At 51.2% G+C, this 19492-nt stretch carries 22 protein-coding genes; 13 read left to right on the forward strand and 9 right to left on the reverse strand.

Annotated elements, in window-relative coordinates:
- Positions 1 to 62: 62 nt before the first annotated feature.
- The 3 genes from GCE9029_RS21535 to GCE9029_RS21545 all read right to left on the reverse strand — a co-directional run bounded on the left by GCE9029_RS21535 (position 63) and on the right by GCE9029_RS21545 (position 3750).
- Positions 63 to 1505 (reverse strand): coniferyl aldehyde dehydrogenase, encoded by a 1443-nt coding sequence (locus GCE9029_RS21535; protein ID WP_062666815.1) that lies wholly within the window; start codon positions 1503 to 1505, stop codon positions 63 to 65.
- Positions 1506 to 1575: 70 nt separating this feature from the next.
- Complete coding sequence (locus GCE9029_RS21540; RefSeq protein ID WP_082804414.1) at positions 1576 to 2208, reverse strand: tRNA-uridine aminocarboxypropyltransferase; 633 nt, start codon at positions 2206 to 2208, stop codon at positions 1576 to 1578.
- Positions 2209 to 3750 (reverse strand): COG3650 family protein, encoded by a 1542-nt coding sequence (locus tag GCE9029_RS21545; protein ID WP_062666817.1) that lies wholly within the window; start codon positions 3748 to 3750, stop codon positions 2209 to 2211. It abuts the gene before it with no gap.
- A 74-nt stretch (positions 3751 to 3824) separates the two neighbouring features.
- Here GCE9029_RS21545 and GCE9029_RS21550 point away from each other — a divergent pair, with 74 nt between their 5' ends.
- Positions 3825 to 4286: an EVE domain-containing protein gene (locus GCE9029_RS21550; RefSeq protein WP_062666820.1), complete on the forward strand. Its 462-nt coding sequence runs from the start codon at positions 3825 to 3827 to the stop codon at positions 4284 to 4286.
- Positions 4287 to 4339: 53 nt separating this feature from the next.
- Here GCE9029_RS21550 and GCE9029_RS21555 read toward each other — a convergent pair whose 3' ends face one another.
- The 3 genes from GCE9029_RS21555 to GCE9029_RS21565 form a co-directional block, all read right to left on the reverse strand.
- Positions 4340 to 5140 (reverse strand): Cof-type HAD-IIB family hydrolase, encoded by an 801-nt coding sequence (locus tag GCE9029_RS21555; protein WP_062666822.1) that lies wholly within the window; start codon positions 5138 to 5140, stop codon positions 4340 to 4342.
- A 134-nt stretch (positions 5141 to 5274) separates the two neighbouring features.
- Positions 5275 to 6285, reverse strand: coding sequence for an alpha/beta fold hydrolase (locus GCE9029_RS21560; RefSeq protein ID WP_062666824.1), 1011 nt, complete (start codon positions 6283 to 6285; stop codon positions 5275 to 5277).
- Between the two features lie 153 nt (positions 6286 to 6438).
- A complete protein-coding gene (locus GCE9029_RS21565; RefSeq protein ID WP_062666826.1) occupies positions 6439 to 8040 on the reverse strand; it encodes an AbgT family transporter in 1602 nt (533 codons plus the stop codon).
- 132 nt (positions 8041 to 8172) lie between these two features.
- Between GCE9029_RS21565 and GCE9029_RS21570 the strand changes: the two genes are divergently transcribed.
- Complete coding sequence (locus tag GCE9029_RS21570) at positions 8173 to 9279, forward strand: acyltransferase (RefSeq protein WP_438356879.1); 1107 nt, start codon at positions 8173 to 8175, stop codon at positions 9277 to 9279.
- A 10-nt stretch (positions 9280 to 9289) separates the two neighbouring features.
- Here the strand turns inward: GCE9029_RS21570 and GCE9029_RS21575 are convergent, their stop codons facing one another.
- Complete coding sequence (locus GCE9029_RS21575) at positions 9290 to 9625, reverse strand: DUF2500 domain-containing protein (RefSeq protein WP_062666828.1); 336 nt, start codon at positions 9623 to 9625, stop codon at positions 9290 to 9292.
- Positions 9626 to 9838: 213 nt separating this feature from the next.
- Between GCE9029_RS21575 and GCE9029_RS21580 the strand changes: the two genes are divergently transcribed.
- The 4 genes from GCE9029_RS21580 to GCE9029_RS26135 all read left to right on the forward strand — a co-directional run bounded on the left by GCE9029_RS21580 (position 9839) and on the right by GCE9029_RS26135 (position 11677).
- The gene (locus tag GCE9029_RS21580; RefSeq protein ID WP_062666829.1) at positions 9839 to 10201 is read left to right on the forward strand and encodes a hypothetical protein; all 363 of its coding nucleotides are present in this window, start codon (positions 9839 to 9841) and stop codon (positions 10199 to 10201) included.
- A 197-nt stretch (positions 10202 to 10398) separates the two neighbouring features.
- A complete protein-coding gene (locus GCE9029_RS21585) occupies positions 10399 to 11022 on the forward strand; it encodes a lysoplasmalogenase (protein ID WP_062666831.1) in 624 nt (207 codons plus the stop codon).
- 9 nt (positions 11023 to 11031) lie between these two features.
- Positions 11032 to 11343, forward strand: coding sequence for a putative signal transducing protein (locus GCE9029_RS21590; protein ID WP_062666833.1), 312 nt, complete (start codon positions 11032 to 11034; stop codon positions 11341 to 11343).
- Between the two features lie 97 nt (positions 11344 to 11440).
- Positions 11441 to 11677 carry a YecH family metal-binding protein gene (locus GCE9029_RS26135; RefSeq protein WP_082804415.1) on the forward strand — a complete coding sequence of 79 codons (237 nt, stop codon included), beginning with the start codon at positions 11441 to 11443 and terminating at the stop codon, positions 11675 to 11677.
- Between the two features lie 49 nt (positions 11678 to 11726).
- Here GCE9029_RS26135 and GCE9029_RS21600 read toward each other — a convergent pair whose 3' ends face one another.
- The gene (locus tag GCE9029_RS21600) at positions 11727 to 12011 is read right to left on the reverse strand and encodes a DUF1145 domain-containing protein (protein ID WP_062666838.1); all 285 of its coding nucleotides are present in this window, start codon (positions 12009 to 12011) and stop codon (positions 11727 to 11729) included.
- Positions 12008 to 12643, reverse strand: coding sequence for a 16S rRNA (guanine(966)-N(2))-methyltransferase RsmD (rsmD, locus tag GCE9029_RS21605; protein WP_062666841.1), 636 nt, complete (start codon positions 12641 to 12643; stop codon positions 12008 to 12010). The genes GCE9029_RS21600 and rsmD overlap by 4 nt, the downstream gene beginning before the upstream one ends.
- A gap of 245 nt (positions 12644 to 12888) precedes the next feature.
- Here rsmD and ftsY point away from each other — a divergent pair, with 245 nt between their 5' ends.
- The 7 genes from ftsY to GCE9029_RS21645 all read left to right on the forward strand — a co-directional run bounded on the left by ftsY (position 12889) and on the right by GCE9029_RS21645 (position 19410).
- Complete coding sequence (ftsY, locus tag GCE9029_RS21610; RefSeq protein WP_062666844.1) at positions 12889 to 14484, forward strand: signal recognition particle-docking protein FtsY; 1596 nt, start codon at positions 12889 to 12891, stop codon at positions 14482 to 14484.
- Between the two features lie 5 nt (positions 14485 to 14489).
- On the forward strand, positions 14490 to 15155 hold the full coding sequence (gene ftsE, locus GCE9029_RS21615) for a cell division ATP-binding protein FtsE (protein WP_062666845.1): 666 nt from the start codon (positions 14490 to 14492) through the stop codon (positions 15153 to 15155).
- On the forward strand, positions 15148 to 16053 hold the full coding sequence (ftsX, locus tag GCE9029_RS21620; RefSeq protein WP_062666847.1) for a permease-like cell division protein FtsX: 906 nt from the start codon (positions 15148 to 15150) through the stop codon (positions 16051 to 16053). The genes ftsE and ftsX overlap by 8 nt, the downstream gene beginning before the upstream one ends.
- Positions 16054 to 16181: 128 nt before the next feature.
- Positions 16182 to 17045 (forward strand): RNA polymerase sigma factor RpoH, encoded by an 864-nt coding sequence (rpoH, locus tag GCE9029_RS21625; protein WP_002535417.1) that lies wholly within the window; start codon positions 16182 to 16184, stop codon positions 17043 to 17045.
- 321 nt (positions 17046 to 17366) lie between these two features.
- Positions 17367 to 17696 (forward strand): thiosulfate sulfurtransferase GlpE, encoded by a 330-nt coding sequence (gene glpE / locus GCE9029_RS21635; protein WP_062666851.1) that lies wholly within the window; start codon positions 17367 to 17369, stop codon positions 17694 to 17696.
- A gap of 21 nt (positions 17697 to 17717) precedes the next feature.
- Positions 17718 to 18554, forward strand: coding sequence for a rhomboid family intramembrane serine protease GlpG (gene glpG, locus GCE9029_RS21640; protein WP_062666853.1), 837 nt, complete (start codon positions 17718 to 17720; stop codon positions 18552 to 18554).
- Positions 18555 to 18648: 94 nt separating this feature from the next.
- A complete protein-coding gene (locus GCE9029_RS21645) occupies positions 18649 to 19410 on the forward strand; it encodes a DeoR/GlpR family transcriptional regulator (protein ID WP_062667108.1) in 762 nt (253 codons plus the stop codon).
- Positions 19411 to 19492 lie beyond the last annotated feature (82 nt).

Genomic DNA, 19492 nt, shown 5'->3' on the forward strand with positions numbered 1-19492 from the left:
ATGCTCGCACAATGGTGATGTGTTTCCCGTTCGAAGCACATCACCAACGGTGCGGTATTTCGCTAGCGCAGAAAGAACTTAAACATCACTTTCTGCCACCACTTACCATACGGCGGTGCCATCAGCTTTCCAGGATTCAGCTTGCCACGCTGGAACACGGTTTTGGCGTGACTGAAGGTGCGGAAGCCTTCAATGCCGTGATAATGCCCCATACCTGAGGCGCCAATGCCGCCGAACGGTGTGTCATCTACCGCAACCTGCATAATGGTGTCATTCACAGCGATAGAGCCTGAATGCGTGTGGCGAATAGTGTGTTGGATGAAGTTCTGATCGAGCGTCATCAGGTACAGCGCCAATGGGCGAGGTTGGTGGCGAAGTGCATTAAGCACATCATGCACATCTTGATAGGTAATGATTGGTAGTAGTGGACCGAAAATTTCCTGCTGCATGATGGCGCTGTCTTTCGGTGGGTTGATCACCAGATGAAGCGCCATTTTCCGCGTTTCAGGCAAGATAGCCGGGTCGGCCAGTGGGATAGTGGTGATGCCACGCTTGTCGGTGTCTTCCATCAAGCTTGTCAGGCGCGAGAACTGACGCTCAGTCACGATGGCGGTGCGGTCATCACTCTGAATGCCTTTTGGATACGCTTCGTTCCATTTTACGCGCAGTGCTTCGACAAACTCTTCCAGATTGTCTTCGTGCACAAAGACATGATCCGGCGCGACGCAGATTTGCCCGGCATTGAGGTTCTTACCAAACAGCATACGCTCGGCTGCGAGAATGGGGTCGATGTCCGGCCCGACAATCACCGGAGATTTACCGCCAAGCTCTAACGTGACAGGTGTCAGGTTCTCAGATGCCGCTTTCATCACTTTCTTGCCGACTTCGGTAGAGCCGGTGAACATCAGGTGATCAAACGGAAGCCGGGTGAAGGCTTCTGCCACTGAGACATCGCCTTCCACCACACAAACTTTATCGTCATCAAATACTTCGCTCAGCATGGCTTTAACGGCCTGCGCGGTCAGAGGCGTGAACTCACTCATCTTGAGCATCACGCGGTTTCCGGCGGCTATTGCTGTCATCAGTGGAATGAGGCTTAAAGTTATGGGGAAGTTCCACGGTACGATAATGCCGACCACGCCAAGCGGCTGATAGTGCACTTCAACTTTGGCAGGCGTCAGGAGTAATCCCGCGGAGCGGCGAGATGGTTTCATCCAGCGTTTCAGCTTGCGCTTGGTGTAATGCAGCATTTGGAAGCAGGGAAGGATGTCTGCCATCAGTGAATCATTACGGCTACGATGCCCGTAATCCTGAGACAGGGCATCGACGATGGTGTCAGCGTGTTTTTTCAGTGCCTTTTGAATATGTTTCAAATCCCGAATGCGCTCGGCGTAAGCGGGATCGGGATCTTGGGTGGTCTTAGCGACCAGTTTGGCAAATTGCGATTCCAGTTCGCTGATCTGCTGCTCAGCAGGGATACCAGTTGTCATCGAAACCACAGTCATCAGAGCATCCTTAATATCAAATTACTTACTTAACATTAAGGTCTGACCAGATTCTGCGCAAGTTTCTCCATCACAGCTTTTGTAAGGTTTGATGTTGTCTATCCGCTTCAAATACTTGCATAAATTTATCGAAGTATTGGCCAACTGCCGCAGCGTTCTCGGTTTCTCCCATGGCGTCCATCAGCACCATACCGACTTCACAGGTACAAAGCGATCCTTCCGGCTGATTGCGGCGCAGGGCATAGCGGGTGCTGAGCCCTTCAGGCAGTGTCACCATAGGCACATCTTCAAGCCATGGGCTTTGGCGCAGCATTTTCCGCGCCTGCTGCCAGGTCGCATCGATAATGATGAAATGAATCGGCTTGGCTTCCGGTTTGGACGTGGTGCGGTTAACTGCTTTTTCAAGCGCAACAGCCCCTTCACTGGGAAATACCAGATACGGCTGTGCAGCCGGGTCGGCGAGCAGTGTGAGTAATTCCAATGGTGGCTCTTTGCGTTGCCAGACATGGCGTCTGCAATACGGCAGCGCATTTTCCAGCAGCTGACCTGTGTTAGTGGCGCGCCCGGTTTCTGTTTCGTGCATTAATAGCTCGATACGCACTTGGCTATCGAGCTTTGGCACCGCTTCGCACAGGCAATTGTAGTGAAAACCGCAAGATGGGCAGGGCGTTGGCTTTTCTGCCATTCGGGATACCTTTTCCATTTATTTCAGCTCAACACCTTCTTGCTGAGGATAAATGCCGTCAGCGAAAAGGTAAGGGTCGGCGCTGTCTGGCAGCAGTACTTCGGGTGCAACAGAAGGGTTGCCCGGATAGCGTTTGCCATTAAATTCCAGCAAGCGGGAAGAGGCTTTTGCGCCGCCTCCGCCAACCGGCATGATGAGATCTTGCCAGCCGTTGCTGGTGGATTGGCTCATTTGAAACGGCAGGTGAACCAGCGTGATGCGGCTGTTGAAGCGCCAGACATTACTGTCATTGTTAAACACCAAAAGGGTACAGCCGCCTGTGCCACACCAGTCGGTGAATATCATCAACTCATCCTGCAGGTCACCGTTGAGATCTCGTGTCAGCCAGCGATAGCGGGTGCCTGATGCCTGCTTCACACCTTCCTCGCCAAGATACGCCTTAAAAGTGGCATCAACTTTCTCGTTAAAGGTGGCAGAAGCTTCCACACCACCGGAAATGACAGGCTGCTGGTTGCCGACCATCAAAGAGAGCGCGAGTCCCTCCGGTCCCAGGCTGTATTCGCGGCCGTTGATGATTTCTTTTTCGGCTTTCAGGGTAAAGCCGCTGCGGGTGAAAAGGCGCTCACTGACCAGATATTGTCCTTGATGGCGGGTCATCATTACCTGAACCTTGCTATCGTTAACCTGCTGCCAGATACCGGTTTCCACAACCGCATCTTCGCCTGCCTGCTCATAGCGGGTTGTGGCCGTGTGGTCGGGATTGAGTACTAAGGTGGTGGTGAGTGACTGGCCGCCAAGGTTGGTCATGCCCTGATAATCGCCGACCCAGCCGAGCGTCGGGTCGTCCGCCGAGAGTGTCGCGCAGCCCGTCAGGGTTTTGTTGTCTTTGGTGAAGGTTGAACGCCAGCCGTAAATGCTGTCGCTCATGGTGTCGTTGCAAAGTTCTGGACGAAGTGTGAGTGTCGCGCCATTGGCTTGATAGATTCGGGCCGCTGGAGAAATATCACGCCCGGTCAGAGTGAATGTCTCTGCTTCAAAGCCGAGTTGTTGATAGTTAAGCGTATTGCCTTCTAAAGACACCGACCAGAATGGCTCATTGCCGGACGCCACAGTGCGGTTTCGCGTTTGGTTGCAGCCATCGATTTCTGCCGACATCAGGTTCAGTTGTGTCACCTTGAACGTCGCCGGGTAATCTGCCGCAAAGCCATCCATCGCGGGTTTTACGAATTCGCCAATCACTTCGCCATACACACTTTGGTAAGGCTCCATCGTCAGCGCCTGCCCTTCTTTATTGAGCAAGTCCGGCAGTTGCAGCCAGTATTGAGTGTTGCTGCCACAAGGTGTGATGGCGCGTACTTCATGCCCGAGGGTGACTTCACCGCGCAGCATAAAGCGCTGGGGTTGAATCCCTGCCACTTCGGCAATCTCCTGCTGCGGGTTTAAATCGTCTGAGTTGCCGAGCTCGACCGGGCCAGATGGTGTTTGGCTGCAGGCAGAAAGCAAGGCGGCAGCGGAGAGCAGACCCAGTACGTGGGAAAGGCGGCGTTTTTGGATTATCAACGGAGATTCCTCTTCTCATTCAAAGCCCAACGGGGTACAACTTTGGAAAAACCAAAAGCTGAAACGGGGAAATTATGGCGTATTGGCTGATGAAAACCGAGCCCGATACCTTTTCTATAGACACCTTAAAACAACAAAAGGTCTCTTGCTGGGAAGGTGTGCGAAATTATCAGGCACGAAACATGATGCGTGATGGGATGAAGCTCGGCGATAAAGTGTTTATCTACCATTCTTCTTGCAAGGATGTGGGTGTGGTGGGTATCGCCGAGGTGGTGAAAGAAGCTTATCCCGATCATTTCCAGTTCGACCCGGAAAGCGCGTATTTTGATCCCAAAAGCTCAACGGACAACCCCCGTTGGATCATGGTGGATGTGGAATACCGCCAACATCTGAAATATGTCTCTTTGGCTCGCATCAAAGCGAATCCGGAACTGGAAGAATTGCCCCTGGTGAAAAAGGGAAGTCGCCTGAGCATCATGCCGGTGACCGACGCGCAGTGGGATGAAATTATCGCGATGTCTGAAAAGCGCGTATAAAAAAACGGCAGCGAGGGGGGCGCTGCCGTTTGGCTATCTACTTAGCGGCGTTGTTAGCCCAGTAGATGAGTTTCAAGATAACGGGCAACCGCTTCTTCGACGTTGCTGCCAATCACTTCATTGTCCGGCAAGGTCGCTTTCACGCGCGGGTGTGCCGTTTCCATGATGAGGCCTTTCTTCGCAGCACTCAGCATTTCCACGTCATTCATACCATCACCAAACGCGATGCACTCGTTCAGGCTGAAACCTTTGATTTCTGCTACTGCTTTCAGTGCTTCACCTTTCGACACGCCAGATGCCATCACTTCCAGGCAGAATGGGGTAGAAAACGCCACGCTGACCTTATCGCCAAAGGTTTCGATGAATTTTTGTTCGTAGCCCATTAGGTAATCGTGGTCGTGGCGGATAAAGAAGATTTTCGCCACGTCATCAACCGGTGGGTTTTCCACATCGAACTCTTTGAAGCTGAAGCCTGAATCTTTGTGGTATTTCGCCAGATCTTCATCAACGCGGTTCAGCAACCAGTCATTTTCGCGGTAGATGTGAATCGTCACGGTTTCGTCGTCTTTCACCATTTCCACCAGTTGAGCAACCAGTGCTGGATCGACGTTACGACTGAAGATCAGTTGATCGTTTTCGTCATGCACGCGGGCACCGTTAGAGGTGATCATGCAGGCTGGAATACCCACACCTTTACGAATGTGTGCCACATCGATGTGGTGACGGCCAGTAGCGAACACAAAGTGTTCACCTTTTGCGTGAAGACGCTGAAGTACATCGCGGGTAAAAGGAGCGATGGTGTGTTCAGGAGTAAGCAGGGTGCCGTCGAGATCAGATGCAACGATTTTGTACATGGATACCTCAGTAGGAGAGAAGATGTTTTTAAACACCTCTTCAGTGTATCCGGAAAAAGGGGAAATAAAAGGGATCAAAATACCGGCCAGTTTTTCCGCTTTCAGGGAAACTGGCCGGAGTGTGTCATGAAGGTTTATGCGCTCTGTTCGAGCGACGTTTCTTTGTTGAGTGCATTGAAGAAGTCCAGCGCGAGGTTCAGTGATTTATCGCGGATAACATCACGTTCGAACAGGAGTTCATGGCGGGAATCAGCCAGAATTTCAAACTGGATAGGCAGGCCTGCTACCTGACGCTCACGGTGGAATTGGAACATCACGCCATTGCAGACAATCTCATCACGCGCGGCTTGCATCAGCAGGATGGGCATATCGATGTCGGTGGCCGTTTTAATGGCGCGCTCGCAGGCATCCATGCTTTGCCAAATCCATTGTGCGCTCGGGCCGCCCACTTTAAGTGTCTCGTCATTTTCATACAGTTCTCGGAACCACTGATAACGCGGCTCTGATTGCGTCAGCAGGTTGTGTTTGAAGGGCTTTGCCCAGTACGGCACTTGTCCCGGCGCGAAACCTGCAGGGTGCTGGAGTTTAGACAGCACTTTACAAAGCGGCTTGGCAGCCATTTGCAGAGGGCGCGATAAGTTAATGCCGAGCATGGGGGCGCTGAGCGCAATCGCATCAATGGCATTGGGTTTACGCGCAGCATAAAGCACAGAAATAGCACCACCCATTGAATGGGCGAGGATCGTGCGCTGGCTGTGGGTTTTGGTGGTGACGACTTCATTGATAAAGGTATCGAGGTCGTCAACGTAATGGTCGAATTCCACTACATGGCCGATATCTGAACCTGTCACCAGACGCTGGCTGTAACCCTGACCGCGATGGTCATAGCTGTAGACATCAAACCCTTGGTTAAAAAGGTCGAAGAAAATTTCCTGATACTTCGCCACACCTTCAATACGGCCATTGACCACCACAATCGCGCGGGTGTGCTCGGGCTTGGTAAAGGCACACCAGTTCAAACGCAGGCCATCATTGCCGACGAATTCACCGTGCTGACGGTTAGCCCAAAACGGGGCAATCACCTTTTCCATGGTCTCGGTTAGCGCATCCTCGCGGGAAAATAAAAAAGGGTGTTCAATTGGCATGTGCAATCCGGTTTCATTTTTTTATTAGCATATCACCTAATCGGTAATCTGCCTGAGTTAGTAGAGGATTCTATCAGTGGGAGAAACGTCACGCACAACTGAAAATAAAAACAGCCGGTAATGACCGGCTGTTTAGGGAGGGAAATTTCAGACTTACTGTTGGAAGTTGAAATAGGTCTCAGCGCCCGGACCAACTGGGAAGCCTGCCACGAATACCCACAAGTAGAAGAACACGCTCCATCCCGCCAGGAATACCAATGTGTATGGCAGCATGGTGGCAATCAGGGTGCCGATACCCAGGTCGCGCTTATATCGCGCTGCGACTGCCAGAATCAGACCGAAGTAACTCATCATTGGAGTGATAAGGTTCGTCACTGAATCACCGATGCGGTAAGCCGCCTGAATGGTCTCTGGCGCGTAGCCAACCAGCATCAGCATAGGGACGAAGATTGGCGCGGTAACTGCCCATTGTGCTGACGCCGAACCCAGAGTCAGGTTGATGATGCCGCACATAATGATGAAGGCGAAGAACAGCATTGGGCCTGTCAGGCCGATGCTCTGCAGGAAGTCAGCACCACCGACCGCTATCACCTGACCAAAGTTGGTCCATTTGAACAGAGCAACGAATTGCGCCGCGAAGAACACCAGTACGATGTACAGACCCATGGCGCTGATGGATTTCGCCATCGCATCAATCACGTCGCGGTCGTTCTTCATGGTGCCGACGGTCTTACCGTAAACAAAACCAGGAATCGCAAAGAACACCAGAATGAAGGCCACGATGCCTTTCAGGAACGGAGAACCTGCCACTTCACCAGTTTCCGGGTGACGCAGGATGCCCCACTCAGGCACGATAGTCAGCGCCAGCACGGCTGATACCGCCAGTGCAGCGATACCTGCGTTGCGCATACCGCGCTTTTCAATCGCAGTCACTTTGCCCGCTTCTTTGGCCTCGAAATCTTCCGCTGCCATCGATTGGTCGTATTTACCCAGCTTCGGCTCAACGATTTTCTCTGTCACCAAGGCACCCAGTATGGTGATAAGGAAGGTGGAGGCAAACATGAAGTACCAGTTTGCTTCCGGTCCAACAGTGTAAGTTGGGTCAATCATTTGCGCCGAGGTTTCAGTGATACCTGACAGCAGTGGGTCAACCGTACCCAGCAACAGGTTTGCTGAATAACCGCCCGATACGCCCGCAAATGCCGCAGCCAGACCTGCCAGAGGGTGACGGCCCAGAGAGTGGAAAATCATCGCCGCCAGTGGGATCAGTACCACATAGCCAAGCTCTGAAGCGGTGTTAGACACAATACCTGCGAACACCACGGTCAGCGTCACCATGCGGCGTGAAGCGCCCATCACCATAGAGCGCATGGTGGCAGACAGCAGGCCTGAATGCTCAGCCACCGCGACACCCATCATCGCAACCAAAACGGTGCCCAGAGGCGCAAAACCAGTAAAGTTTTTCACCAGGTTGGTCACGATCATCTGTACGCCTTCAGCGTTAAACAAGCTGTTGACGTAAATCATGCCATCGGCAGCACGACCTGCAGCACCTTCAGGGCGAGGATCGGCGACAGATAGGCCAAAGTAGCCGGCAATACCTGATGCAAAGAAAATGGCCACACACAAAATGGCAAACAGGGTTACCGGGTGGGGAAGAAGGTTACCGAGGAATTCTACGGTGTCGAGAAAACGGGAAAAAAACGTCTTGTTAGGCTTCCCGCCTGATTGTTGTTGCGAAACTGATGACTGCATCAGATCCTCCATGTCGTACAACTGTCCATTTTTCGTTGAATAGCATCCTAGGTCATAAAAAAGCCCTTATGCAATACTTGATGCTATTTATTCTGACTTTTACAGGTATAAAAATTAATAAAGAATTAACAAATGGTGGTTAATCTTGTTTGTTTTCTGTCCGGATTGATGAAAATGTCATCGGCGGTTAGTGTGGGAGTGGAACATGCAGAGAGAAGGCAAAGCTTGAACAGCCAAACCGAGAAAAAAGTCTTTTATATTGAGCTGTTGCGGGTGGTAGCCGCGGTGGCGGTGATCGCCATTCATGTGTTGGGACCCTATCGCTACCTGATGGGTGAAATCCCGCAAAGCGACTGGGTTTCAGCGATAGCTATTAATGGCGCAAGTCGCTGGGCTGTCCCGGTTTTTATCATGATTACCGGTGCATTATTGCTTTCAGACACCCGTCCATTTTCGCCGGGATATTTTGTCCGTCGACGGGTCATGAAAGTGTTCGTTCCGTTTGTTGCATGGTCGGTTTTTTACGCGATCCTAGCTGGGATTTCGTTACAAAATGTAAATTGGTCGGAAACCGTTCAGCGGTTAACCTCTTTTCCAACCGAAGAAACTTACTATCACTTAGGTTTTTTCTATTACTTTATTCCCCTTTACCTCTTGGTGCCGATATTACGTCCTGTTGCTCAACGGGATGATCCCGGACTTTTCTATGCCTTGCTAGGTTCTTGGCTTGTACTGAGTGCTGCACGCCTTACTGGCATTTCCCTGGGGCTGGTGGAAGATTTTGTGCTCTATGGTGGCTATCTGCTGCTGGGTTATGTGCTGCACCAAAACAAACTGCCGTTGAAGTGGTTGCTGTTTATCGGGATCACCGCTTTGGTCGCAACCGAATACACAGCGATTTCTGAAAGTGTCTCAAATAATCAATACACAAGTGCGGGTTGGTTTTCCTACAAAACCCTGAATACGGTATTAATAGCAGGGATGGTGTTCGGGTTTTGTCAGTATTGGGCCGAGCGGGTATCTGAACCTATACAGCGAAAAGTTGCGGCAGTCAGTCGTCATTCACTGGGAATCTATCTCGTGCATCCTGTCTTTCTTTGGCCGGTAAGGGAATTGACGTTTACACCCGGAATGACATGGCTGACCATCCCCTTGGTGACACTGGCCGTGTTTGTGTTGTCTTACATGGCCAGTGTGGGATTGTCGAAGTCGCGTTTTACGTCATGGCTGGTGCCATAAGACGAAGGCTTTAGTGGCGTTGTAGCTTGGCGAAGTGAATAAATTCGACGCCGCGATAGGTCAGGGTGCCGCAATCACCTGGCTGAAGGGCATGAAAGTAATGAATGCCCACCTGAAATTCGCGTTTTGGCCCACCTTCCATTGGCTCGACATAGATCCAGTATTCTTCCGGGTCTTCATGTTGCTGAGGATTAGGAATGGCGACAGATTGCTTGTCGAGAATGCGGATATCAATAGAGCGCTCTTCCGCCCCCTGGCCCAGCATGTGCTTTTGCATGGTCAGTACAAAGTAAACACCAGCGATCACCGCCAGGGCGCCCACGAGCAATATCACAGAAATAGGCACGGTATTCTCCTTTGGCCGGCCATTATCGGTCGGCAATGAGTCTACTTCACAGACCCTTTTAGCAAACCTGATGAGCAGAAATTTCGTGATCCACTCCACTTATCCTGCTCAGCATTGGCGCTAATGTAAACAAAGTTAAAGTGCATTCTCACTTTTAGTGTTATGACGTAAGCTAATGATATGAGGTGCACTATCTACTAAAAGGAGGCCTGCATGGATGAAATTGCCATTGTCGTGAGACAGAGTCGGCGTCTGGAACGGCTCCTCAAAGAACACTACCACGCAGAAGGCCGTGGACTGCATGAACTGGTGAGCAGCTGTCAGGAACGTCTGCCACACGATGTGATTGCCAAGCTTCGCTTCATTGCCACCATCCGCAACAAAGCCGTGCATGAAGATGGCTATGAAGTGGATGACATGCGCGGATTCATGAGTGCATGTAAGCAGTGCGAGAAAGAGTTACTTCCTCGCAGCAGCCGCACCATCTGGCGTATTGCCTTGTTCCTGATCTTTGCCGTGACAGCGGGAGCAGTCTGGTTTTATATCGAAAACTGGCGACATATTGTCGGGCAGTAACGGCAGCATGATTGACTAAGGCACGGTTTTCCGTGCCTTTTTCTTTTAATCGAGACTGAAAGTTATATGTAAACACTTACCCTTGTTGCGGGTATAAAAGTGCTTTTGATGCCTTGTTCGCTTTCTGAGACGTGTGCGGTGGACAATAAATCCTGCATCTCTAGACTTGGTTGGCTCGCAATTTAAGGGAATACATCATGTTGAGTTGGGTTGCCGTCTGCTTTTCAGGCCTTCTACACATCAATGCTGCGTATAAAGGGCCTCAATGGCAGTTCTACCTGTTCAAGCCCCTGACGATCGCCTTAATGATGTTGATTGGTGTGATGGGTGGTGAAGCGAACAGCTATACCTATCTGATCCTTGCTGGGCTGGCATTTTCGCTGGTCGGCGATATTTTCCTTATGTTGCCAAAAGATCGGTTTATTCCCGGCTTGTTGAGTTTTCTGGTGGCGCATATTCTCTATAGTGTTGCCTTCTGGCAGCAGTTCGAAGGGCCAATGGTCTGGTGGCTGCCTTCCCTGATTGGCGCTGCGAGCGTCATCGTCTTCTTGCTTCTTCTTCCTAATCTTGGCCCTCTGCTCATCCCTGTTGGGATATATATTGCCGTGATTGCTCAAATGGCATGGGGCGCGGGTGAATTCTGGATGAATGCCCAAACGCAGGTTGCGGCGCATGCTTTCGGTGGCGCGCTTTTGTTTATGATGTCCGACACTGTGCTGGCGTTTGATCGTTTCAAAGGTCCCTTCAAAACCTCAGTGCTGCTTATCATGAGCACTTACTTTTGCGCGCAAGGGCTGATTACGCTCTCCATATTGTCGTAGGAGGCAAAGATGTCTTGGGTTCAGGTGTATAGTGCGAGCAATTCACTTGAGGCGCACAGCCTCAAGGGCATGCTGGAAAGTATGGGCATTGAAGTAGTGTTGAAAGGAGAATCTCTTTCCAGTGCGACTGGCGAGCTTCCATCGGATGCCATTGCAGTGACGATCTGGGTCGATACCATGCGCGAGCAACAAGCAAGACAAGCCCTCCATGACTACGAAGCGCAGGCCGAGCAAGTCTGGTTTTGTCATGCCTGTGATGAGGAAAATGGCGGTAGCTTTGAGATTTGTTGGCAGTGTGGCTCACCGCGCAATGAGCGCTGAGTACTGATTGAAAGCTGATTAAGCTTTGCTTTATATCAAGATTCCGTAGGCGTCGCTGTGATTCTATATGCGCAGTATCTAATACAGCGGAGCCAACATGCCTGCATCAATTCATGTGCATGAGATCCTGAATCATCTCAAGCAACAGCCAATGTCCGAACAGGCGCTGACTCACTGGGTCGATGGTCAATGGGGCGCGGGAGCGCGTTTTCACACCTGCAGCCAACAAGGACTCTCTTTCAGCGAAGTGCTGGAGTTTCTTCGTCGTCGCAAAAAAATCTTTGAAGACATGGGTGCGATTTCGGTTAACGAAGCGCGGGTCTGCAATCACTGATATACGTTGAACTGACGTAAAAAAGGCCTCTACTGAGGCCTTTTCCATCTCATTCTTTCACGCTGTCGCCAACCATGTACTTGCGGCGAATATCGAGCAGGGCAAAGATCCCGAAAAATAGGATCGACCACTTCTCCCATTTCGTCATATTAATCTTGTCGCCGAAGGCACCGATGAAGATCAGCATTTGCAGGCCGTGCATACAGAACAGGAAAGCGGTCATGATGTATAGCGCCATCGCTGCCACACCCGGAAACGGGTGCACGATATTGGCGAACAGAACAAACCAGACAAAGCCGATGGCCGCTTTTGCTAACAGGATGAGTGCTTTCATTTTTCCTCTCTTTGATACAGCCGGAAACTGACTTGTCCGGCATGTTTTTCCTTAATCATGTCCCAATGAGTCGGCACAACCGGTTGTCCCAGTTCTTTTTCCGCTTCAATGTAAATCAGCGCGTTGTGGCTTAACCACCCGTTCTGCTCAAGTTTGCTGATAACGTCACTCAGCAAGTCTTTACGAAACGGTGGGTCAATGAAAACCACATCAAACGGCTGCCCTTTATTGGAGAGATACGACAATGCATCAGTATTGTGCACCGTCGCGTTATCCGCTTTCAGCGTATTGAGATTCTGACTGATTTGGCTCGCTGCGCCTTTGTCCAGTTCCAGCAATGTCACTTGCTCTGCCTGACGGGACAGGGCTTCTAACCCTAAGCCACCACTGCCGGCGAACACATCCAGACAGCGCGCTTCGTACAGATCCGCGGCCAGCCAGTTAAAGACTGTTTCTTTCACGCGATCTGTTGTGGGGCGCAGGCCTTCCACGTTTTTTACCGGCAATTTGCGACCACGCCATTTGCCGGCGATGATGCGGACAAATCCCGATCCGCCTCCTGCATTTGCTGCTGAAGCATTACCGCGACCGGTGTTTCGGTTCGCAGGGTTTTTAGGGTTACGTCGTACCATAGATTTTTTGACCGCTAAGAAGGTGTTAGACTATACGCGTTCGGTAATGGCTCTGCATTTTCCCCAATCTTATTCAGTTAGCGACGTAAGGGCTTTGGCCACTTTCGCCGGGGTTGCTGCGTCGAGAAAAGGTATGCATTTACCCGCCGTTACCACACTGCATTGACTTAGGCGCAGTGTTCACAGTTTTAGATCAGCTCGCTGTTATCGCGCCGATTGTACCAATCAAGCTTTAGGATTTGCCAATGGCAGAAAAAAAGAAACGCGGATTTATGTCCTGGCTGGGTTTCGGCCGAAAAAATAACGAACAAGAAGATCAACAAAAAGCCGCAGAAGAAGCGCGCTTAGCGGCGGAAGCCGAAGCGAAGGCGCAAGCGGAAGAACAAGCACGCTTAGCGGCAGAAGCTGAAGCAAAAGCCCAGGCCGAGGAACAAGCCCGTTTGGCGGCAGAAGCTGAAGCGAAAGCACAGGCGGAAGAACAAGCCCGTTTAGCGGCAGAAGCTGAAGCAAAAGTGCAGGCGGAAGAGCAAGCCCGTTTAGCCGCAGAAGCTGAAGCGAAAACGCAGGCGGAAGAACAAGCCCGTTTAGCGGCAGAAGTTGAAGCGAAAGCACAGGCTGAAGAACAAGCTCGTTTGGCGGCAGAAGCTGAAGCGAAAGCGCAGGCAGAAGAGCAAGCCCGTCTGGCGGCAGAAGCTGAGGCGAAAGCACAGGCGGAAGAACAAGCTCGTTTAGCCGCAGAAGCTGAAGCAAAAGCGCAGGCTGAAGAACAAGCTCGTTTAGCGGCAGAAGCTGAGGCGAAAGCGCAGGCGGAAGAAGAAGCTCGTCTGGCGGCAGAAGCTGAAGCGCAAGCACAAGCCGAGGAAGAGACTCGTCTTGCAGCGGAGCAAGCGGCTCAGACTGAGCAGGAAAAACCGAAAAAAGAAGGCTTCTTTGCGCGCCTGAAACGCGGTCTTCAGAAAACTAAAGTCAATCTGGGCGCAGGTTTCTTTGGCCTGTTCAGCGGTAAGAAAATTGACGATGAGCTTTTTGAAGAGCTCGAAGAGCAGCTGCTGATTGCTGATGTGGGCATGGACACCACCACCAAGATCATCGACAGCCTCACTGACAAAGCGTCTCGCAAAGAGTTAAAGGACGGTGAAGCGCTGTACGGCATTCTCAAGCAAGAGATGGCAGACATTCTGAGCAAGGTGGAAAAACCACTGGACGTTGAGAAAAAAGATGGCCCATTCGTCATCCTGATGGTTGGCGTGAATGGTGTGGGTAAAACCACCACCATCGGTAAACTTGCCAAGCAATTCCAGCAGCAGGGTAAGTCAGTCATGCTGGCGGCAGGTGACACTTTCCGCGCAGCCGCAGTCGAACAGCTGCAAGTATGGGGCGATCGCAATAACGTTCCCGTGATTGCACAGCACACGGGTGCGGACAGTGCATCAGTGATCTATGACGCGATTGAAGCTGCAAAAGCACGTAATGTGGATGTGGTCATCGCCGATACCGCGGGTCGTCTGCAAAACAAAGCTAACCTGATGGAAGAGCTGAAGAAAATCGTCCGCGTGATGAAAAAGCTCGACGAGAATGCGCCGCATGAAATCATGCTGACCATCGATGCAGGCACAGGCCAAAACGCGATCAGTCAGGCGCGTCTGTTTAACGACATCGCACCGCTTTCCGGTATCACTCTGACCAAGTTGGATGGTACGGCGAAAGGTGGCGTGATCTTCGCGGTGGCTGACCAATTCAACATCCCAATCCGTTTTATCGGTGTGGGTGAAGGCATTGACGATTTACGTCCGTTTGTAGCGGAAGACTTTATCGAAGCTCTGTTTAGTCAGGAGGACTGATAGGCGTGATCCAGTTTCAGCAGGTAAGTAAGGCCTACCGCGGTGGGCAGCAGGCACTGCAAAAAGTGAGTTTTCACTTACCCAAGGGTGACATGGCGTTTTTGACCGGTCACTCGGGTGCGGGGAAAAGTACCCTGCTGAAATTGCTGTGTGCGATTGAACGGCCAAGTGACGGACAAGTTCTGTTTAATGACCACGACATCTCACGCATTGCGCGAAAAGATATTCCTTTTCTGCGCCGCCATATCGGTGTGATTTTTCAGGATCACAAGCTCCTGATGGACAGAAGCGTGTTCGACAATGTGGCATTGCCGCTACGTATCGAACAGGCGAGTGAAAACGACATCAAGAAACGTGTTTCTGCGGCACTGGATAAAGTAGGTTTGCTGGATAAGGCGGCCTGCTTACCGATTCAGCTTTCCGGTGGTGAACAACAACGCGTCGGCATTGCCCGCGCCGTGGTCAACCGCCCTATGGTGCTGGTGGCTGATGAGCCAACCGGTAATCTGGATGCGGATTTGTCGCAGCAAATCATGGAGCTGTTCCGCCAGTTTAACCAAGTCGGTGTGACCGTACTGATGGCGACCCATGATACGTCGCTACTCAACCGCTATGACATGCGCCGTTTTGAATTGAATCAGGGTCACCTGTCGGAGGTGGCACGTGGCTAACTTCATTTCTGTTCACAAACAGCAGGGCGGTCAGGCGTTTCGCGATTTGATGGCTAAACCTTTGGGTAACTTGCTGACTATTTTGGCGCTTGCGTTTTCACTGGCATTGCCAGCCACGCTGTTTATGCTGGCGAAAAACGTCGTTGCAGTGACACAAGAGTGGCAGGCACCCAACCAATTAACAGTCTATCTGAATCCAGTGTCGGAAAGCCGTGCGGAAGCCTTCGGCGAAGAGCTTGCAGCTTGGTCTGAAGTGACGACTGCTGAATACATCTCGCCGGAGCAGGGACTCACTGAACTTCGACAGATCCAAGGGTTTGAAGAAGCCGTAAGCCTTCTGGAAGATAATCCTCTGCCCGCGGTGGTGGTGTTGACACCTTCTAGTGATGACGCGGGAGCAGTGACAGCCCTTGCCGCGAAACTGCGAGCCACATCGGAAGTGGAAGAAGTGCGTCTCGACAGCGATTGGCTGCAACGTCTGTCTGCCATTGAATCACTGGTGCTGACATTAACTTGGGTGTTCTCCGGTCTATTGCTGATGGCGGTGTTCTTGATTATCGGCAACACCTTGCGCTTGCAAGTACAGAGCCAGAAAGAAGAAATTCAGGTGATGAAACTAGTAGGTGCAACAGATAGTTACATACTGCGCCCGTATCTGTATACCGGCGTGTGGCTGGCGTTGGCAGGTGCGATTGTTGCCTGGCTGGTGACCATAGTGAATAGCCTTTTGATGGATGCAGCTGTGGCAAAATTGGCTACATTATATAGCAGTGGTTTCAGGCTATCGGCGCTGACTCTGGAAGAAGGGCTGATTTTGCTGATGGTGTCAGGACTGATTGGCCTTCTGGCTGCGAGACTCGCTGCTGCAAAACATATGCGGGATATAGAACCTGTCTGATGTTTGAACCTATCCGATAAAAGCAGGTCACAAAATGGTACCTACTTGCAGTTTTTTTGAACTCGAGTAGAGTATCTGGTTCGCTTCGAAAGCGAAGAATAGTTCGATAAAGTCGAAAAGAGGTGAAAATGACAACAGAGATGTATGCACTGGCCCCCATCTCCCAAGATAGCCTTGATAGCTATCTGCAGCAGGTAAACGGCTACCCAATGCTGTCTGCGGACGAGGAGCGTGAGCTGGCAGAACGTCTTCACTACGAGGAAGATCTGGATGCGGCAAAAGGCCTGATCCTGTCTCACCTCCGCTTTGTTGTTCATATCGCCCGTGGTTATTCCGGTTATGGATTGCCAGTGTCTGATTTGGTGCAGGAAGGTAACATTGGCCTGATGAAGGCTGTGAAGCGTTTTAACCCGGAAGTGGGTGTGCGTTTGGTTTCTTTCGCTGTTCACTGGATCAAAGCAGAAATTCACGAGTACGTACTGCGCAACTGGCGTATCGTGAAAGTCGCAACCACTAAGGCGCAACGTAAGTTGTTCTTCAACCTGCGTAAGTCGAAGAAGCGTCTGGGCTGGTTCAACGCCGAAGAAGTGAATATGGTTGCTGACCAGTTGGGCGTAGATGCGGCAGAAGTGCGCGAGATGGAATCCCGTCTTGCGGCGCAGGATGCTGGGTTTGATGCTGGCGCAGACGATGATGAGCGTGAAGGCGGTGCAGTTGCTCCTGTCTTCTATCTGGAAGATAAAAGCTCGGATGTCGCCACCAACCTGGAATCACAGAACTGGGAAGACCACGCGAATCGTCGTCTGGCACAAGCCATGTCCGGACTCGACGAGCGTAGCCAGCACATTATCCGTTCACGCTGGCTGGACGATGACAATAAAGCCACGTTGCAGGAGCTGGCTGATCACTATCAGGTTTCTGCAGAACGTATCCGTCAACTTGAAAAGAACGCGATGCGTAAACTGAAAGAAGCGGTTGGCGACGCTTTGTGATCGCCTAATGAATATGTTGAAGAAAACCGGCAAATTGCCGGTTTTTTTGTACCTTAAATACTGCAAAAATCACCCTGCCAGAAATGTTTTCCACAGTTTTATTACGATCAACACTACATATAGTGGATCCGGCTTTCAGATCATACTTTATCAACGCAATCCACAGTGTTTTCCACAGGTGGTGAAAAAGCATACAAAGCCCCTGTGTTCTCCATGGCATGGAGAATGAAAAAGTCATGTACAATGCAGTTTTACGTGTCTTGGAGCCATAAGTAGCCGGGAGACGTACATTGATCAGGTCAGACGGGAGTGGAATAACCCATGGAACAATTTGCGCATATCTCTGTAACGGACGCTTTGGTAATGCTGGAAAGTGATGATCATCACGCTGTGATGGTGGATATCCGGGATCCTCAGTCATTTCAGTTATCTCATCCACAGGGCGCATTTCACCTTACCAATGACTCCATTGTGCAGTTTATGAATGACGTGGACTTCGAACAGCCTGTATTGGTGATGTGTTACCACGGCGTGAGCAGTCAGGGCGCAGCACAATATTTGATTAACCAAGGCTTTGAGCAGGTGTACAGTGTAGATGGTGGATTCGAAGCCTGGCACCGACAATCCCTGCCGGTGGAATCGGGCATCTGATCGAAAAAACGAAGAGGCACTATGATAAGGCTGACTGCACTTTCTAACCCCCGAGCCGCCCAGGCTTTTATCGATTACATGGCTTCAAGGAACATCGCGATTCAGATGATGCCTGAGGGGGAAGGGCAGTTTGCCTTGTGGCTGGCAGATAGCCAGTACCAGATTGAGGCAGAAGCGGAGCTCGCCGCTTTCCTGCAAAACCCGGGTGATGAGAAATATCAGGCAGCGTCATGGAACATGGCTGAAAGCCGTACCGCCAAGTTTTTCTATCCACGCCAGGGGCTGCTGACATCACTCAAACAAAATGCGGGGCCTTTCACGCTCTCCATCATGGTGGTGTGTATTGTGGTGTATGCCGGACTGACTTTGGGTTTCGGCAATGATGTGTTCTCTCTGCTTCACTTCCCGGCGACAGACGAACAGCAATGGCAACTTTGGCGGTTGTTCTCCCACGCCTTGCTTCATTTCTCAGCGACTCACATTGTTTTCAACCTGCTCTGGTGGTGGGTGCTTGGCGGCAAAATCGAAAAACACAGTGGTAGCGCCAAGCTCATGCAGCTTTTTCTGCTGACGGCACTTTTCTCCGGTCTTGGTCAGTACGCCTTTGAAGGCCCTGCTTTCGGCGGTATGTCCGGTGTCGTGTATGCGTTGTTGGGATACTTGTGGCTCATGGGAGCTTTGGCACCAGAGCGGGGACTTTCCATTGAACCAGCCTATGTTGGCTTTATGCTGCTTTGGCTGGCTGTTGGCTTTTTTGAACCCTTTGGTATGGCCATTGCCAATATGGCGCACCTTTTCGGTCTAGTGTCTGGGTGTGCACTTGGGGTCATAGACGCCAAACTGCGAAAAGCGAGGTAATGTGAGCTCTGCTCATCCTTGAACTGGCCTGATTGGCAATCCCAGTGCAGCCACGTAAACTGTGGGTGGTTTTTACTTTTTCGCAGGGGATGCCGTGAAACAGACATTACGCCACCAGGAAATACTCGATCTTGTTCGAAGCAAAGGATACGTCAGCACTGACGATCTGGTGGTTCACTTTGATGTCAGCCCCCAAACCATCCGCCGCGATCTGAACGAGCTTGCGGCTGAGAACAAAATCCGTCGCCAGCATGGTGGCGCCACCATCCCCTCCAGCTCTGTTAACACCGCTTATGATGCCCGTAAGGCAATGCAGCAGGAAGCTAAGAACAAGTTGGCACAGGCGCTTGTGGCGCATATTCCAGATGGCGCGACCCTGTTTATCGATATCGGTACCACGCCGGAAGCGGTCGCGCGTGCACTGCTGAACCACGAAGATCTGCGCATTGTGACCAACAACCTCAATGCAGCCAGTATTCTGATGGCCAAAGAAGACTTTCGTATCATCATGGCGGGTGGAGAAGTGCGCAACCGTGATGGTGGCATTATGGGTGAGGCGACGCTGGACTTCATTTCCCAGTTCCGTCTGGATTTCGGCATTCTGGGGATCAGTGGTATCGACCTCGACGGTAGCCTTTTAGATTTTGATTATCACGAAGTGCGTGTGAAGCAAGCCATTATGGAGAACAGCCGTTCAGTCATGCTGGCCGTTGACCACACCAAGTTTGGGCGAAGTGCCATGGTGAACGTTGGAGACATTGCGCAGGTCGATATGCTTTTTACCAATGCGCCTTTACCGGAAACGTTACAAGCGCGGTTGCAAGATACTGAAACTCAAATAGAAATGGTCGAGTGATTTTCCTTTCCGATGATGAAACCGCCTGATGGCGGTTTTTTTATGCCCTTAATGCGCGATTTTTCTTCATTTTGTCATTGGG

It is taken from the genome of Grimontia celer, from assembly GCF_900055185.1.
Taxonomy (GTDB): Bacteria; Pseudomonadota; Gammaproteobacteria; order Enterobacterales; family Vibrionaceae; genus Enterovibrio; species Enterovibrio celer.

Coding starts and splice junctions, on each gene's coding strand:
- GCE9029_RS21535 (WP_062666815.1), bottom strand. CDS start 1,505: ATGACTGTGGTTTCGATGACAACTGGTATCCCTGCTGAGCAGCAGATC.
- GCE9029_RS21540 (WP_082804414.1), bottom strand. CDS start 2,208: ATGGAAAAGGTATCCCGAATGGCAGAAAAGCCAACGCCCTGCCCATCT.
- GCE9029_RS21550 (WP_062666820.1), top strand. CDS start 3,825: ATGGCGTATTGGCTGATGAAAACCGAGCCCGATACCTTTTCTATAGAC.
- GCE9029_RS21555 (WP_062666822.1), bottom strand. CDS start 5,140: ATGTACAAAATCGTTGCATCTGATCTCGACGGCACCCTGCTTACTCCT.
- GCE9029_RS21560 (WP_062666824.1), bottom strand. CDS start 6,285: ATGCCAATTGAACACCCTTTTTTATTTTCCCGCGAGGATGCGCTAACC.
- GCE9029_RS21565 (WP_062666826.1), bottom strand. CDS start 8,040: ATGCAGTCATCAGTTTCGCAACAACAATCAGGCGGGAAGCCTAACAAG.
- GCE9029_RS21570 (WP_438356879.1), top strand. CDS start 8,173: ATGGTGGTTAATCTTGTTTGTTTTCTGTCCGGATTGATGAAAATGTCA.
- GCE9029_RS21580 (WP_062666829.1), top strand. CDS start 9,839: ATGGATGAAATTGCCATTGTCGTGAGACAGAGTCGGCGTCTGGAACGG.
- GCE9029_RS21585 (WP_062666831.1), top strand. CDS start 10,399: ATGTTGAGTTGGGTTGCCGTCTGCTTTTCAGGCCTTCTACACATCAAT.
- GCE9029_RS21590 (WP_062666833.1), top strand. CDS start 11,032: ATGTCTTGGGTTCAGGTGTATAGTGCGAGCAATTCACTTGAGGCGCAC.
- GCE9029_RS26135 (WP_082804415.1), top strand. CDS start 11,441: ATGCCTGCATCAATTCATGTGCATGAGATCCTGAATCATCTCAAGCAA.
- GCE9029_RS21600 (WP_062666838.1), bottom strand. CDS start 12,011: ATGAAAGCACTCATCCTGTTAGCAAAAGCGGCCATCGGCTTTGTCTGG.
- rsmD (WP_062666841.1), bottom strand. CDS start 12,643: ATGGTACGACGTAACCCTAAAAACCCTGCGAACCGAAACACCGGTCGC.
- ftsY (WP_062666844.1), top strand. CDS start 12,889: ATGGCAGAAAAAAAGAAACGCGGATTTATGTCCTGGCTGGGTTTCGGC.
- rpoH (WP_002535417.1), top strand. CDS start 16,182: ATGACAACAGAGATGTATGCACTGGCCCCCATCTCCCAAGATAGCCTT.
- glpE (WP_062666851.1), top strand. CDS start 17,367: ATGGAACAATTTGCGCATATCTCTGTAACGGACGCTTTGGTAATGCTG.
- glpG (WP_062666853.1), top strand. CDS start 17,718: ATGATAAGGCTGACTGCACTTTCTAACCCCCGAGCCGCCCAGGCTTTT.